General features: G+C 57.0%; 13 protein-coding genes. 8 read left to right on the forward strand and 5 right to left on the reverse strand.

The annotated features are described in order from the left end of the window. The first annotated feature begins 272 nt into the window (after positions 1 to 272). Positions 273 to 692, forward strand: a complete 420-nt coding sequence (tnpA, locus tag BMX92_RS25700; RefSeq protein ID WP_093022277.1) for an IS200/IS605 family transposase — start codon at positions 273 to 275, stop codon at positions 690 to 692. 112 nt (positions 693 to 804) lie between these two features. On the opposite strand, the gene BMX92_RS25705 is transcribed toward tnpA, so the two are convergent. Together BMX92_RS25705 and BMX92_RS25710 are read right to left on the reverse strand one after the other, a co-directional pair. Beyond that, positions 805 to 1983, reverse strand: a complete 1179-nt coding sequence (locus tag BMX92_RS25705; protein ID WP_093022280.1) for a phosphotransferase — start codon at positions 1981 to 1983, stop codon at positions 805 to 807. 94 nt (positions 1984 to 2077) lie between these two features. Then, the gene (locus tag BMX92_RS25710) at positions 2078 to 4342 is read right to left on the reverse strand and encodes a TonB-dependent receptor (RefSeq protein WP_093022284.1); all 2265 of its coding nucleotides are present in this window, start codon (positions 4340 to 4342) and stop codon (positions 2078 to 2080) included. 279 nt (positions 4343 to 4621) lie between these two features. Here BMX92_RS25710 and BMX92_RS25715 point away from each other — a divergent pair, with 279 nt between their 5' ends. Next, on the forward strand, positions 4622 to 5752 hold the full coding sequence (locus BMX92_RS25715) for a CaiB/BaiF CoA transferase family protein (protein WP_093022308.1): 1131 nt from the start codon (positions 4622 to 4624) through the stop codon (positions 5750 to 5752). Between the two features lie 45 nt (positions 5753 to 5797). Here BMX92_RS25715 and BMX92_RS25720 read toward each other — a convergent pair whose 3' ends face one another. After that, positions 5798 to 6856 (reverse strand): phosphotransferase family protein, encoded by a 1059-nt coding sequence (locus BMX92_RS25720; RefSeq protein ID WP_093022287.1) that lies wholly within the window; start codon positions 6854 to 6856, stop codon positions 5798 to 5800. Further along, on the reverse strand, positions 6857 to 8083 hold the full coding sequence (locus BMX92_RS25725; protein WP_093022312.1) for an acyl-CoA dehydrogenase family protein: 1227 nt from the start codon (positions 8081 to 8083) through the stop codon (positions 6857 to 6859). Between the two features lie 330 nt (positions 8084 to 8413). On the opposite strand from BMX92_RS25725, the gene BMX92_RS25730 reads away from it, so the two are divergent. From BMX92_RS25730 to BMX92_RS25740, 3 genes are all read left to right on the forward strand, one after another. After that, complete coding sequence (locus tag BMX92_RS25730) at positions 8414 to 8917, forward strand: MarR family winged helix-turn-helix transcriptional regulator (RefSeq protein ID WP_093022290.1); 504 nt, start codon at positions 8414 to 8416, stop codon at positions 8915 to 8917. Between the two features lie 187 nt (positions 8918 to 9104). Next, positions 9105 to 10052, forward strand: coding sequence for an SDR family NAD(P)-dependent oxidoreductase (locus BMX92_RS25735; protein ID WP_093022293.1), 948 nt, complete (start codon positions 9105 to 9107; stop codon positions 10050 to 10052). Positions 10053 to 10456: 404 nt separating this feature from the next. After that, on the forward strand, positions 10457 to 10969 hold the full coding sequence (locus tag BMX92_RS25740) for a nuclear transport factor 2 family protein (RefSeq protein ID WP_093022295.1): 513 nt from the start codon (positions 10457 to 10459) through the stop codon (positions 10967 to 10969). Positions 10970 to 11150: 181 nt separating this feature from the next. On the opposite strand, the gene BMX92_RS25745 is transcribed toward BMX92_RS25740, so the two are convergent. Continuing rightward, on the reverse strand, positions 11151 to 12263 hold the full coding sequence (locus BMX92_RS25745; protein ID WP_218145861.1) for an alkene reductase: 1113 nt from the start codon (positions 12261 to 12263) through the stop codon (positions 11151 to 11153). Between the two features lie 443 nt (positions 12264 to 12706). On the opposite strand from BMX92_RS25745, the gene BMX92_RS25750 reads away from it, so the two are divergent. The 3 genes from BMX92_RS25750 to BMX92_RS25760 all read left to right on the forward strand — a co-directional run bounded on the left by BMX92_RS25750 (position 12707) and on the right by BMX92_RS25760 (position 15900). After that, positions 12707 to 13000: a putative quinol monooxygenase gene (locus BMX92_RS25750; protein WP_093022298.1), complete on the forward strand. Its 294-nt coding sequence runs from the start codon at positions 12707 to 12709 to the stop codon at positions 12998 to 13000. Positions 13001 to 13283: 283 nt separating this feature from the next. Next, the gene (locus BMX92_RS25755; RefSeq protein WP_093022301.1) at positions 13284 to 14363 is read left to right on the forward strand and encodes an IS630 family transposase; all 1080 of its coding nucleotides are present in this window, start codon (positions 13284 to 13286) and stop codon (positions 14361 to 14363) included. Between the two features lie 298 nt (positions 14364 to 14661). Then, entirely contained in the window at positions 14662 to 15900 is a 1239-nt protein-coding gene (locus BMX92_RS25760) for a cytochrome P450 (protein WP_093022305.1), read from the forward strand. Positions 15901 to 16098: the final 198 nt, after the last annotated feature.

Here is a 16098-nt window from a genome sequence, read left to right on the forward strand (position 1 = left end):
CAACCGCTCATGATAGCCCGAAGTCACCAACCGGCGCGGCCGCCTAACGGCCATCATAATTGACGCCGACCGGACTCCGTAATCGTCGCGCTACAATCTCGAGGCGCGCGGCAATCTCGGCTTGGGTGATTTAGAGTCCTCCATAAGGAGAAACCCCTCCGACTTCAGTCGGATACTGGCTTCAGCCCCGGACTCGGCCAGTAGCCTGCTATCCTCGGAAAAAATGAACAGCCCGAAGGGCGAGAGTTCATTTTTTCCGAGGATAGCAGGCTATGGGCTACAGCAGCGGTTGTCACACAACATTTCACCATCGCTATCATCTCGTCTGGGCACCGAAATATCGGTTCAAGGTGCTGCATGGCGAGGTGCGTCTGCGGGTTCGCGAGATTATCCGACAGGTCTGTGCCGAAATGGGCGTGACGATCGTCCACGGCGTACTTTCCCGCGATCACGTCCACATGTTCGTCGAGATACCCCCGCATGTATCGGTCAGCGATTTCGTGCGCCGGGCCAAGGGGCGGTCATCGCGTAAAATCCAGCAGGAGTTCGAGCATATTCGCAAGCGCTACTGGGGCCAACGCTTCTGGCAACGCGGCTACTTCTCGACCACATCCGGCAACATCACCGATGACACTATCCTGCGTTACTTGGACAAACATGGCCACAAAAACGGCTTCAGCCCCTCGCCATGATCCTACCGGCGTCAGCCGGTCAGTCATTCAGCCGGCCGCAAGTGACGATCGCTGCAAATCACTGGACATCCGATGATGCGGACTGGACAGCCGCGGCGGGTCGAAGCCTCTCTTAGAACCCTACCGCCGCCATCGAATCAAGTTCCACAATCGCCTGCCCACTTCTTTCCACGTTGCGCAGCGAAATCTCTGGTAATTGCATGCGCGGCTGCAGCGATCCGATGCCGAGCGGGAATGTCCAGTAGAACAGCGCGTGGAACATTTGCTGGCGGTAGGCGAGCCACGCATCGTCGAACCGCGGCACGTCAATCACCCCCTTTGCTTTGAGCTCCTCCAAGTATAGCGCGAGTAGATCACGCTCCCAAGCTGCCCGGTCTTGCGGGGTGAGCGCCGTGACGATCGCATATGAATAGTCGGTGGCCCAATTGCCGGAGTTCATGTTCCAGTCGGTCAGGCCCATTTTGCCATCCGCTGTCAGGTACCAATTGCCGATGTGGACGTCCCAATGGATCAGGGTTTGTGGTACAGTAGGATCGCAGCAAATCTCGACAGAGCGCATATGCGCGCGCCAGACATCATTGGGTCGAGCGGCGAGTTCTGCTGGAAAATGCGGATGGGCCCGCTGCATGCCGACATAGCTGCGCGCCTCATAGGGAAGAGCGTCATTCAGCAAACGTTGATAAGCGAGTACCGACCGCAGCCACGGGTAGTGGCCGTTGGTGAGCCTGGGATCACGCCACATTTTCCCGTGATATCCTGCCATGGTGCGAACCATCTGCTCTGCCATATCGCGTGTCACATAGTCGAAGATATCCAGAAACCTGACGCCCTTGGCTGCAATGTCGTGGAAGATCATCACGGTTCTGCCGGAGCGTGGCTCATAAGCTGCAAACAGTGCATCAGTTGCTTCAATAACGAGTTCCTGGCGGATCTCGTTATAAAACCCAACTTCACAGGGCGGCTTGGTGATGGCCGCCTGCTGCAGCCGGGATCGAAAATGCGGCGTGCACTTTGTGAAGAGCTTTGCTGGCATGCCGGCCGCCATTCCGGCGGCATTGTACGTCAGGCTTATCGCGCGGCGCGCGGTTGTGCCGTCGCTGCCGCCCGTGGTCTTGACCGAGACGACTTCGGCACCGGGTACGCCGTTGCAAAGCACCGCCGTCAGCCAGCGTGGTGTCATGGTCTCGGCTGATTGTGGTACGTCACTGATATATTTAGCGCGATAGCCGCTAAGCTTCTCCCAGGCGATCCAGCCACCGATCCGTAAGGCAAGGAGGGAGCTGATGCTCATGCGACAATAGTCCTTTCCTTGGAGGCAATGCGATCCGTTCGAGACGGCCGGCGATCAGGCCGGCCATCTGGTGAGAGCCGTCAACCAAGTTCGATCAGAAGCGGCCTGCAAGTCGCACGCCCATCTCGCGCGGGCGGCCCCACGTGCCGGGAGCGCTTTCCGCAAGCGCGGTCCGGCTGGTGAAATAGTCCTGGTTAAACAGGTTTCGAGCATAGCCTTCGACACTGATACTATCATTGTCGGTAGCCCAGCCCAACCGGGCGCCCACCAGAGCATAGCCACCCTGGACCGCCAGCGGCGTATTGTCGGGCCGGAAAAAGATTTTCGTCTGGTATTTTACATCACCGCCGATGATCAAATGCCCATTGCCGCCGCCCAGCGGCGGTTGCCAATTAAGCATTCCGCTGAGCGACCAGCTCGGCGTGTTAACCAGTCGATTGCCATCGACAGCAAGGCCGCCGATCGTCGTCGTGAGCGGCGCAGACAGCTTGTTGTGGTTATAGGCCATTCCGGCCTGCGCCGTCAGGTCGTCGCTTGGGCGCAGCACGAGCTCCATTTCGGCACCATAGATCGCCGCATCGCCGATATTGGTATATTGAGTGACCGTTGTGACGCCAGGGCTCGGGCAGCTTGGCGCGCAAGCCACGCTCGCTGCCGCCTGGATACCTTTATAGTCATTATAATAGCCTGTCAGGTTCAGGGTTAGCAGCCGATCGACCAATTGGGACTTCAGGCCAACTTCGTAGGTGGTGATAGTCTCGGGATCGACAGGGCCTGTCTCGCCCCGAGTAAAGACGAACGATGTGTTGTAGCCTCCGGTCTTAAAGCCCGTCGAGACGGTCCCGAACAGCATCGTGTCGGGTGTCAGGTGCCAGTCAGCGCCAAGCCGCCAGGTGACCTTGCTCGCGTTGATCTGGTCAGAGAGGGGAGGACCGAACGATGCCAGGTTCCTGCCCAGTCGCGTACCGCGCACGCCCCCAGAAACAGCCGCAAGGGCGAGCAGTTTCTTCTTGTCCCTTGTGTAGCGGACGCCGCCGGTCAGGTTGAAGGTGTCGGTTATGGCATAGGTGCCCTGTGCGAAGCCAGAAATGCTGCCGATCTTCTGATCGGTGTAGTTACCAAGCGTGTTCGCGGGGAAGAGGGCCGTGTAGAAACGCTTATCCGTATAATAAAAGCCGCCAAGCAACCAATTCAATCGGCCAGTATCGCCGCCGAGGCGGAGTTCCTGGCTGAATTGACGGTGCTGCGCATAATATTCGACTTCAAGATTGGATTGCGACACCGGCGCTGCGTCCACGTCGATCCCGTCTATTTTCCGGCCCCAGAGATAAGCCGTGATCGAGGTCAGCTTCGCAAATCCTAGGTCGGCCTCGAATTTTGCGGAAGCGCCGGCCGATCGCATTGCATATGGTATCTTGGCGAGATCAGAATAGGGCTTGCGTGGATCAGGGTTCGGATCGCGGAAATTCGCACCGTTGTAGCAGAGCGAAGCCAGGATGTCTGCGTTCGAGCAGCGTGGTGCATTGACGCCGTCGGCCAGGTTCGGGTCGAACTGCCGCAAGCCAAACGAGGCGCGTCCATCTTCACTACCCTTGGAATCGCTATAATTGCCGCTCAGCGTCATCAGTATGTCGGGCGAAAGATCGACGTCGACGGTAGTGCGAACGCCGATAGCATGATCGACCGAGGCGAACTTGGTACCCGTCGTCTGGTTGGTCTGCCAGCCGTTGTTCGAATTGTAGCGCCCCGCGAACCGCACGCGGACTGTATCGCTGACGGGACCTGCGACAGCGCCCTCCAGCACAAGGTCGTCGAAACTGCCATACTGGATCAAGGCGCTGGCCGTCATCACGTCGGTCGGGCGACGCGAAATATAGTGCACCAGGCCGCCCGTGGCGTTTCTGCCGTAAAGCGTGCCCTGCGGTCCTTTCAATATCTCGACGCGATCCAAGTCGAACAATTGCTGCGTAGCGAAAGCCGCGTTCCCAAGATAAATTTCATCGGAGTAGATCGCGACCGATGCCTCGCTCGTATAACTGAAGTCGAGCAGGGTAACGCCGCGGATGTTATACACTGGAAACCCCGAGTTTCCCGCCGGCGCCTGCGACTGGATGCCCGCCGTACCCGCGATAATGTCGGTGATATTGGTTGCGCCCATGCTTTGTACCGTTTCACCTGAAAGAACGGCTATCGACACGGGCACATCCTGCAGGCGCTGTTCGCGGCGCTGCGCCGTGACGACAATGTCGCTCGAGTCGAGTTTTGCAGCTGCCGTTTCGGGCGCTACCGTTTGAGCCATCGCACCTGGCGTGCAAAACGCTGCCGCACAGCAGAATCCAAACCATCGCGTTTTGAACATAACCTCTCCTGAGCCAATTTTTTGATTGTCAGTCCAGATCGGTGCCCGGTAAGGTGCCTGGCATATTTAGAAACAGAATATATGTAAACGATATACTTGCGAACTATAGCGCTTTTTCGTAGTATATGGACGGAATGCCGCACTGGGACAGGTGTTGGTTCCGGGGAGTATGCCTGCCGTGTTTCAATGGCTTGCGTCCGATCAGTAGTTAGGCCCACGATCCCGTGGGCCGCAACATTGCCGCTCGTTCAAGCGGTTCTCGTAGATAGGAGAGAAACCTTGGCTGGGCCGCTAGAGGGGGTACGTATTATCGAGTTGGCGGGCGTCGGACCGGCGCCCTTCGCGGGCATGATGTTGGCCGACCACGGTGCGGAGGTGATCCGGATCGATCGCCCGGACGTGTCGCTGCGCCATCCGGAAATCTTAGCCAGATCTCGTAAATCTATCGTTGTCGATCTCAAGCAGCCGCAGGGCGTCGCTCTGGTCCGTCGGTTGGCATGCAGCGCGCATGGCCTGTTTGAAGGACTGCGTCCCGGCGTCATGGAGCGACTTGGCCTCGGCCCGGACGCTTTGCTGAGCGATAACCCGGCGCTCGTCTATGGTCGGATGACGGGATGGGGGCAGCATGGTCCGCTGGCTCCTCGCGCTGGCCATGACATCAATTATATCGCACTGTCCGGCGCACTTCACGCTATCGGAAGAGCCGGTGCTCCGCCGACGCCTCCGATCAATCTCGTCGGAGATTTTGGCGGTGGTGGCATGATGATGGCGTTCGGAATGGTAGCCGCGCTGCTGAACGCGCGCAATACCGGCCTCGGCCAGGTCGTCGACTGCGCCATGGTGGACGGGGCTTCGCTACTGATGAGCGCGACCTACGCTTACAGGGCGAGAGGCGTTTGGAACGACGAACGCGGTACAAATTTGCTCGATAGCGGTGCTCATTTTTACGATTGCTATGAGACTGCCGATGGGCGGCATGTGGCTGTCGGATCCATCGAGCCGCAATTTTATGGCGAGTTACTGTCAAAGCTTGGCATCGCAAACGATCCCGAATTTGATACGCAACGTGATTTCAAACGATGGCCGAGGCTCAAGGAAAAGATGGCCGCAATATTCCGGCAGAAGACGCTCGAAGACTGGTGCGCGATATTCGAGGGATCGGATGCTTGCTTCTCTCCTGTGCTAACCATGGGGGAGGCTCCGCTACACCCGCACAATATAGCGCGCGGTACCTTCACCAGCGAATATGGCACAGTGCAACCCGCGCCAGCGCCACGCTTTTCCCTGACGCCCTCCGCACCGCCCGGACCCGAACCCGAGCGAGGGAATGATACGGACGCTGTATTGCGTGACCTGGGATGTGCGGCAGACGAGATCGCCGGAATGCGTACCGCGGGGGTGATATTATGAGCGCGGAGCTACAATGCAGCCCGATCGCGGCCGCGCCCAGCGCGCTCAACTGAGCGACTGACGCGCGAGGCGGGCGATCCGGTACACTTTCTCCTGCGTATGAAGCATGGTCCGGTTGGCTGCTGTTCCGCTCGCCGCACGCTTGAGTACAGCTTGCACCATGGCGGCATAGCGGAATTGGGCGAAGGCAAGATAGAAACCCAGGTCGGTCGGCACGTCTAATCCGCACCTCGCAGCATAGAGAGCGACATAGCGGTCCATTGAGGGGATGCCGAGCCTGTCGAGGTCATACGCAGCCAAGCTGGTCGCGCTGCCGTTGGCATCGAGCGGCTCCCACCACGCGCGCAGATGGTGGGCGAGATCGATCCAGGGATTTCCCAGTGTCGCCATCTCCCAGTCAAGAATGGCAGCCACCTCTGGTTGATCGGGCCAGAATATGATGTTGTAAAGCCCATAATCGCCATGGATCAGGGTTATGGGCTCTTTGGCAGGTAGGAGGGCCTGCAGCGCGACCATCAGCCAGTTCATGTCGGGAATATCCTCGAGCCGCGACTGATCGTATATCTTCGACCAGCGCGCGAGGTTGCGTCCGGCATAGGCGCCGCTACCGCCAAAGCCAGCCAAGCCAGCCGCGGCAAAGTCAAGTGAGTGAACCCGAGCCAGCTCGCTCGCCATCGCCAGGTAAAGCGCCGAGCGCTCGGCCGGCGCGATATCTGGTAGATTGGCGTCCCAGAACAATCGGCCGTGGACATATTCGACGATGTAGAATTGCGAGCCGATGACATTGTCGTCTTCGCAATAGAGATAAGTCGCTGGCACCGGTATACCGGCGCCGCGCACCGCACCCATCACGCGATACTCGCGATCTATCGCATGGGCGGATTCAATCAGTTTGCCTGGCGGTCGCCGTCGTAAAACCCAGCGCCTGGCGCCGCTCGAAAGCAGATAGGTAGGGTTGGACTGGCCGCCCTTGAACTTTGTCGCGGCGAGCGGGCCGCCAAACCCCTCGATCCGCGGCCGCAAATAATCCGCTAGCGCATCGAGGTCGATCGCCAGATGCCCCAGCGGCGTTTCAGTTCCGCTGAACAGCGCTTGGCGATCCACTTAACGCGCCTCCTTTTTAACACGATATTTGTTCAGCTCAATGCGCGCGATGGTGCGGTTATGTACCTCATCGGGGCCATCACCCAGACGGATCATCCGCATCCGCGCGAAATCATAGGCAACGCCATGGTCGGGCGCGAGGCCGGCCGCACCATAGGCCTGGATTGTCAGGTCGGCGATTGATTGGCCCATCCGCGTCGCAGCGACCTTGATCTGTGCTATCTCGCTTCGCGCCGCCTTATTGCCGACCGTATCCATCAGATAGGCCGCGCGAAACGTAAGCAGGCGGCACATTTCAATCTGCGTTCGTGCTTCTGCGACACGCTCCTGCCACAGCGATTCCTCGGCCAGCGGCTTGCCGAAGGCGACGCGCGACAGCAGTCGCCGGCACATCTTCTCCAGCAGTCGCTCGGCCTGGCCGACGATCCGCATGCAATGGTGGATACGCCCAGGGCCGAGCCGGCCTTGCGAAATCTCGAAACCTCGACCCTCACCCAAGATCAAATTCTCGGCAGGCACGCGGACATTGTCAAAAATGATCTCGGCGTGGCCTTTGGGCTCATCGAAATAGCCGAAAGCGCTGAGTGGTCGGACGAGCGTAATTCCCGATGCGCCGGGATCGATGATGATCTGCGATTGCTGCTTGTGAATCGGCTGACTTGGGTCGGTTTTGCCCATGAGGATGAACAATCCGAGCAGCGGATTATAGGAATTGGTGATCCACCATTTGCGTCCGTTAACCACATAATGATCGCCATCGCGTTCAATCCGTGTTCGCACGTTCGTCGCATCGGAGGAAGCTATGTCGGGCTCCGTCATGCAATAGGCAGAACGGATATTGCCCTCCAGCAGGGGAGTGAGATATTTCTCGCACTGAGAGGCGGATCCGAAGCGATCGAGTAATTCCATGTTGCCAGTGTCGGGTGCGCTGCAGTTGAACACTTCAGAAGCCCAGTGCACCCGTCCCATGATCTCTGCGATCGGTGCATAATCGAGATTGGTAAGTCCGGGGCCACGTTCCGAGTTGGTGAGGAACAGATTCCATAGGCCCATTCCGCGCGCGGCGGCCTTTAACTCCTCCATGACCGGGGGCTGTCGGAAACGCTGCGTAGGATCGCCATGAAGTTCGGCTTCATATCGCGCCTCGTTCGGATAGACATGTTCATCCATGAATGCTGATACGCGGTCCCGGAGCGCAAGCGAGCGGTCGGTCGGAAGGGGGATCATAATCATCCTTTAAAAGGCTGCGCTGCCGATCGCACAGATTTTGCTGCAGCAAGATATGTTTGCGGGGCGCACAGGGCGCACCTGAACGACACTTATGGCAATGAAAATCTCACCGAGGAAGCGTCGTAGTAGTATGTGTACGTACCGTCAACAGGTATGAAAAAAAATGGCCGCCTACTCCCATTATTGATCCTAAAAGGCGGCAATCATGATTTGATTGCCTATTGATAATATGTGCACTAACTATGACGAATGAATCGTCGTCGGAGCGATTGCTGCTTGCAGGTGCTAAGTCGCGATGCGCTCTCGCTGAAGAATGGTGAGTAAGATATGTCGCAAGCGAGCTTAGGGCTGAACGATTGGCATGCTCAGTCGACTGGCGCTCATAAATCACCCAGCCACTTTGGGTATCTGGTTCACGATCTGGCACGCGTAAGAGGTGCCCTTTTCGACCGCCTGTTCAAACCGATTGGCCTTACGCGAACGCAGGTTGTCCTCTTGGGAACATTGGTGAACTGTAGGTATATCCTTAACCAGCAGGAGCTCTCAGTTGCCATGGATCTGAGCAAAGTGACGATCGGTGCGATGATCGACGTCCTCGAGAGAGAGGGCTTTGTAAAGCGCGGCATCGGCAAGAAGGACCGGCGTGAAAAGCTCATTCGCGTGACGCCGCAGGGGCTGGCTGCCCTGGATCGCGCCCGCGCTATTGGGCAAGAGGCCGATAAGGAGATATTGGCCGACTTAAGCGAAGAAAGCATTAGAATAATCGAGCAAATACTTGGTCATATTAATGCTATAATACGTGAAATGACAGAAAAAACTAAGTTATTGTAGATATATTTGAGGCTTAAGAAGATAATTTGAATTAAATAATTGTGTATTAACTTCTAGAGTATCGAAATATATTGATAGGTTTCAGCCAATGATTTTCGGAACGATCGCCTCGACATTTGACTGCAACTAAATGGCGCCGCTTCTTTCCGACAGGTTGGCAGGCAGCCGAGCTTGAAGGAGGGGGAAAATGAACGAGATTCGCTTTGACGGCAAAATTGCCCTAGTTACTGGCGGGGGTGCCGGGATCGGGCGCGCGCATTGCCTAGCGCTCGCGGAGCGCGGCGCGCGTATCGTGCTTTTCGATTATGGCATCGGTCCAACCGGCGAACGCCTCGCCAGCGAGAGTGGCAGAGAGAAGACCGTCGCCGCAGAGATCATCTCGTCGGGAGGTGATGCGATTGGCTTCGACGTTGACGTGACCAACGACGCTGATGTCCGCAAGGCGGTCGATGTGGCCATGCAACATTTCGGTCACATCGATATTTTGATCAATAATGCTGGCACAGCCGAAGTCCGTGACGTGATCGAAGACGCGCCGACAGAGCGCATGGAGCGACAGATCGACATCCATTTGCGCGGTAGTCTGAATGTCACACGTGCGGTCTGGCCGCATATGAAAGCGGCCGGCGGCGGCAACATTTTGCTCACAGGCTCTGCAGCGAGCCTTGGCCTGCGGCAGGAGGAGGGACATTATTCCGCAGGCTATTCGATCGCAAAGGCTGCATTGTTCGGTGCCATGCGGCAGCTTGCCGGGGCGGGTGCCGACTGCGGGATCAAAGTAAATCTGCTAATGCCATGGGCTTTCTCGCGCATTCTGGCCGCCGCACAGAGCGATGTCAGCCCGATAAGCATTTGGATGCGCGAGAACATGACACCCGAGCAAGTGGCGCTTGGAGTGCTGTATCTACTGCACGAAAGCTGTCCCGCGACCGGAGAAGCTATCTCTTCAGGCGGCGGGCGCGTGGCGCGCATGGTAACGGCCATGCCACCCGGCTACTTCAGCGCGCGACTTACTCCTGAAGACGTCAGAGACAATTGGAGCGTCGTTCTTGGCGAGCCTGGAGATTGGGTTCACCTGCCATCATTTGAAAAGGAATGGGAAATTCTGCAGGGCTTTCTCGGGCCGCTGCAATGAAAATGGAACGGGCTCCGCGCGAGGTTAGGTCAGCGCAACGAGGCCTAGTAGCAGAACGGGGCCTCATTCGCCCTCGGTCAGTCACTGACACGGTGCGATTAGGAGCTAAGGGCATGTATTGGAAGCCAGCCCATCTCACTTTAGTGCGATTGGCGACACGCGATTTCCGGTGCGCATGTTCCTGGTTTTCGGTTCATCAATTTCGGCGCTGGGCTAAACCATGTTGCGGCCGGCGGATGATGATCGCCATCCATGTGAGGAATGTTCGACATGCCTACTTCCGTGGACTTTCTACCAATCGAGTGTTTTGTGCAATCTTTGCGGGACCGCGCGATTGGCGCACGCGACATGTCTAGCACATCGTAAAATCTAATACCGCGATCATTTATAAAGGATGATAGATCATGGACTTGGAAATGCTCGTAGCGCGAGAGGGGATTCGATACACGGCCAGCATATATAACCAGGCCGTAGATCGCGGAGCCTATGAAGACCTTGCCGTCGTGTTCGCTGAGGACAGCGAGATGATCATTAGTGACAGCATATCGTTCAAGGGACGACAGGTCATCATTGACAGCCTTTCGGCCGGCGCGAAAAAGCGCGGTGTCGGTAAGCCGGGTAATTTTCAGAGGCACAGCTTGGGCAATTCGATGATAAACGTGCTCGATGCCAACAGCGCCAAAGCGGTTCACTTCATCATGGTGATGACTGAACTCGGCTTTGATCACTCCGGGATATATATCGATGATTTCGTTAAGGTTGGCGCTCGCTGGCTTATCAAGACGCGCCGCGCCAACATGGAGTGGGCTCGACCGGAATCGCGTTTCAACGCTTTCCCGTCGCATAAGCACGTGTCGGATAGCGTGGCGCTCGACCTTGGATTTCTCGACACCGAACGGCGTTGCGGCGTCGTTTGAAGTAACCGCTAGCTGCTTTCGGCAAGACGACGTGCAATTACGAGCCCTCATTCGTGGATTGGACGTGACGCTTACGTCTGCGACATCGTCGCTACGGGCCGCCTGGTACCGGGCGGCAGCCGGTGGACGGGCAATGTCCATGCGCTCGGTGTCGGAATCTCAGATTCACGGATTTGGGTAGTCAGCGACCATCTGCGGTCGGATAGTCGATATATCCCTGCTCGTCCCCGACATACGCGAAGTCGAAATTGGCTTCAGCCAGAGGTATAGCTTTGCGAAACCGTGAAAGGAGATCTGGATTGGCGATATAGGGACGACCAAAAGATATGGCCTGCGCCTCTCCGGCGGCGATGAAGTGAGCTGCGGTCTCGGCGTCGAAACCGCCATTCTGGATGACGGCTCCGCTAAACGACTGACGGAGATCTTTCATTACCGGATATTTCGGCTTGTCCATGAAGCCAGGCGCAATCGGCTCTATAAGATGTACATAGGCCAGCTGAAACTCCTCGGCGACGCCGCCGATGGCGCGGGCAAGCCGTTCGGGCGACTCGTCGCCCATGCCCTTGCGAACGCTCGTCGGACTGATGCGAAGCCCTACACGACCAGGGTCCATATTCTGGACTACGGCCGCCACGACCTCGCGCAGAAATAAAACGCGCTTATCAACGCTCCCGCCATATTTATCAGTTCGAACATTGGTCTTAGACTGGAGAAACTGATCTATCAGATAGCCATTGGCGGCATGTATCTCGACGCCATCAAAGTCGGCGGCTGCCGCGTTCGCCGCACCCTTGCCATAGCTCGAAACGGCATGATCAATGTCCGCCTGACCCATTTCGCGCGGAACGACGTAAGGCTTCATTGGTAAGAAAAGGCTCGTATCTCCATCGGCCCTGGGCGCAAAGGTCTCTCCTTCGCTGGCAATGGCGGATGGCCCGATAGGCTGATCGCCGTTCAGATAATCTGGGAGAACGAGTCGACCCATATGCCAAAGCTGGTTGAATATTCGGCCGCCAGCCGCGTGGACTGTGGTAGTGACCTTTGTCCATGCCTCCACCATCGCATCGTTCCAGATCCCAGGTGCACGATACCAGCCCATGCCAAGAGGATCTACGGCAGTCGCTTCGGTAATGATCAGGCCGCAGTCGGCACGTTGGGCATAATAGGCGGCCATCATGGCGGTCGGAACATGTTGTTCATCGGCTCGCGCGCGGGTCAGCGGCGCCATTATGACATGATTGGGAAGGTCGAGTGTACCGAGCCTCCATGGCTGGAACAGGGGAGCGTTCATCATCTTCGAGCCTTCTCGCATTTGCGTTAGGCTTAGTCTCATCCAGCAATGGTTCGCAAGCATATTATTTCCGGTGAACCGTGGAGAATCCGGTGGTAGCATCCGCGTCTCGTTCAAACGGGCGGGCAGGCGGGGAAACCCAACCGCACTTTCCAAAACAATATCCGATTGAGGAGCTTTTTATGAAGTAAGGGATCACATGACGCACGTCGAGGCGCATAGCGCGGGATTTCAGCACGTCTGAAATGAGGGGGGCGGCAAGTGTCGCCTTCTCGACTTGACGGCGTCTCCGCCGTCTTTGATAGTAAACAGCTGAGATAGTAGATGTTGAAGCGCCATGGAGATGGCAAGCAGCGTAGCGGTTTGGTCTACGCTGCGCCAATCCGGCTATATACCTGGCCGAACCCGATCGTGAACCTAGTCGGGCAGCTCATAGGGAGACAATCATGGCGATCGCGCGGCACTATCGAATGGACGCGGCGGAAGGGAAGGGTGAAGAACTGGCATCCGCTCTCGCCGCATTGGCTAGTGCGCTCAACGGCGTTCCAGGATTCGAAGGTGCCGATCTCCTCCGCGATGTCGACCATCCGAGCCGCCTCATATTCATCGAGAAATGGTCGTCGATCGAGGCGCATAAGCAAAGCGCGTCGTCGCTGCCCAAGGACGCATTTGCCAATGTGATGGCGTCGATTGTGGGCAAACCCGATGCTTGCTACCTATGTTATCTGCCCCTCGCTTAAAAAAACGCCAGAAAGTCGGCCCATCCTTCTTACCCACCCGGTTTATCAGGCGGATTGTCCCAAGGTCATGTTGCCCAAATAGTATAGTCGCCCGTGATCGCCGGTAGCCATGCGGCTTTTGTTACCTTCGCGCGGCCCACTTATATTCGCACGATCGTCGGCCGCAGGGATATCCGCTGCGGCGAGCGGTCGATGCACCGCCAGTATATTGCTAGTGGATAAAGTCTGACGGTAGAGTCCTTTATGGATTCCCACGGAGCGCCAAGCGTGCGAGTCAGGCTGGATGCGCAGCGGTATATCGATCAGCCTCTCCCTGTTGGATCGGGAACGTCTCGACAGCATCCGCAAGGATCGCAATGCCGCTCAGAAGCATGCTTGGCGGGCTGAGATCGTCCTGCTGAGCGCTGACGGGGTCGGCACCAACGAGATCATGCGGCGGACTGGTACATCGAAGACCTGCGTCTGGCGGTGGCAGGAGCGTTTCATGCAGGAAGGGGTCGAGGGCTTGCTCCGCGACAAGACCCGCCCTTCGCGGATCCCGCCTTTGGCTCCGAAGGTCGCGGAGCAGGTGGTTGCTCGGACGCTTGAAGATCCACCCGGCGAGACGACCCATTGGACGGCGCTTATGATGGCGACCGAGATCGGGATCAGCGTAAGCTCGGTGCAGCGGATCTGGCGAGCCCACGGCCTTCAGCCGCACCGCGTTCGGCAGTTCAAGCTCTCGAACGATCCAAAATTCGTCGAGAAGCTGCGCGATGTCGTCGGGCTTTACGTCTCGCCGCCCGCCCACGCGATCGTGCTGTCCTTCGACGAGAAAAGCCAGATCCAGGCGCTCGATCGCTCCCAGCCCGGCCTGCCGCTCAAAAAAGGGCGAGCCGGGACTATGACGCACGACTACAAACGCAACGGGACGACCACGCTCTTTGCGGCGCTCAACGTGCTCGACGGAACCGTGATCGGCCGCAACATGCAGCGGCATCGGCACCAGGAATTCATCCGCTTCCTCAACACCATCGAGGCGCAGCTGCCCGCCGGCAAAGCCGTCCACGTGATCCTCGACAACTATGCCGCCCACAAGCATCCCAAGGTTCGCGAGTGGCTCGATCGGCACCCGCGCTTCACCTTCCACTTCACGCCGACGTCCTGTTCCTGGCTCAACGCCATCGAGGGCTTCTTCGCCAAGCTCACCAGGCGGCGCTTGAAGCGGGGCGTGTTCCATTCGCTCGTCGACCTACAGGCAGCGATCAACCGCTTCCTCGCCGAGCAGAACGCTGATCCGAAGCCCTTCGTCTGGACGGCGGATCCTGACCGGATCATCGCCGCCGTCAAACGTGGGCACCAAGTGTTAGATTCGATCCACTAGTATATAGTAATATAGCAAAAGGTCTTTGCAGGCCAAGGCTGGTGAGCTATGTCTGCTGTGCCCCTTTCAAAAGCGGGCTGTATTGGCGCCCAGCGAGGGGCCCGACGATTGGGAAGAGGGTGATAGGCCAAGGCTACCTTAATTCGTCCTAATCTATAGAATCGAGATCCATTCGGATAGCGACGCGCCTATCCGCGCGCGCGGTGCTTCCGGGTGTCAGAAATCACGCCACGCCGCCTTTCGCGCAAAATGCTCCCGCGCTTCAAATGCGACCAAGGCCAACTTGAAAGATGACGACATGACTCAGGCATCGAACGATCCGTCCGCTCTGAGCTTCGCTGATCCTGACATTCAGCGCTGCCCGTTTCCCGCCTATGCCAAGCTTCGTGACGACCAACCTGTCTACAAGGATCCCGTTACTGGCACTTTCATATTAACACGCCATGATGATGTTCGTAGGGCGCTATTAAATGTAAAGGCGCTTCGAAATGATACTGGACTTACTTCCACCACTAACGACGTCGCTGCAAATGCGATCTTCCAAGAGAAGGGCTGGCTTCCGCTCGATACCTTAGTATCGAATGATCCTCCTAATCATCGCGTTTATCGTACTCTCGTGGACAAGGTGTTTACGACGGCGCGCGTTATGGCACTAGAGCCCAGGATTGGCGAAATCGTCACCGAACTCATTGACCAATTCGCCAACCAGTCGGAGATAGATTTTCTCGATGTATTCGCAATTAAATTGCCTATGACCGTAATCGCCGAGCAGCTGGGTATTTCCCCTGATCACATGGATCGATTTAAAAGATGGTCTGACGTATCGGTCGAATCTACCAGCCCGGTAATACCAACTGAGCGTAGGATCGAGATTGCAAATATTATCACGGAAATGCAGAGATATCTTGCCATAGAGATTGAGAGTGTCCGTTCTAGTCCAAACAACACGCTTATAAGTAATTTGGCAAATACTGATGTCGACGGGCGCCGCCTAGACATGCGCGAACTTCTCAGTGTTATCCATCAGATTTTAGTGGCGGGTAATGAAACTACCACGACGGCTCTCGCATCCGGAATGAGGCTGCTGATCGAAAGGCCAGAGCTTGCGGAGCTTATCTATAATGATCAGGCTAAGGTGTTTCCCTTCATTGAGGAAACTCTGCGGTTGCTTTCGCCAGTGCAGACGCTGTTCCGTCGGGCTGCCGAAGATGTCGAGATTGCAGGTGTCATCATTCCCGCAGGTTCGCTCGTTGAGGTTCGTTATGGCGCTGCCAACCGCGATCCTAAACAGTATGCGGCCCCAGACGAGATTAATCTCGATCGAACAAACGCGATGGGTCATCTGGCCTTTGGCGCTGGGATTCATATGTGCATTGGCAACCAGTTGGCGAGAGGTGAACTGAAGCTTGCCTTTCTAGCCCTCACGTCGAGGCTCAAGGGCTTTCGGCTAACGCGCGGCGAAAACAGCTATCGGTGGGTCTCCAGCTATGTCGTACATGGCCCTGCAGAACTCTGGATGAGCTTCGAGAGGCGATGATCGCTTTTCAAGCGTCGGACACCGTCGGTTGATGAGGTGGCCGTAGTTTGCACCACTAGACCAAAAATTCCAACGTTCCGCGAGATGGAGGCGTATGATGTTTCTAGTGGATTGACCGGAACAAAAGAGTCCGAGGGGGGATTCCCATCGGCTTGCTGGCGTGCGAGTCTGAGAGGATGCGCGATGGCATCACTTTCA

Source organism: Sphingobium sp. YR768 (assembly GCF_900111125.1).
GTDB lineage: Bacteria > Pseudomonadota > Alphaproteobacteria > Sphingomonadales > Sphingomonadaceae > Sphingobium.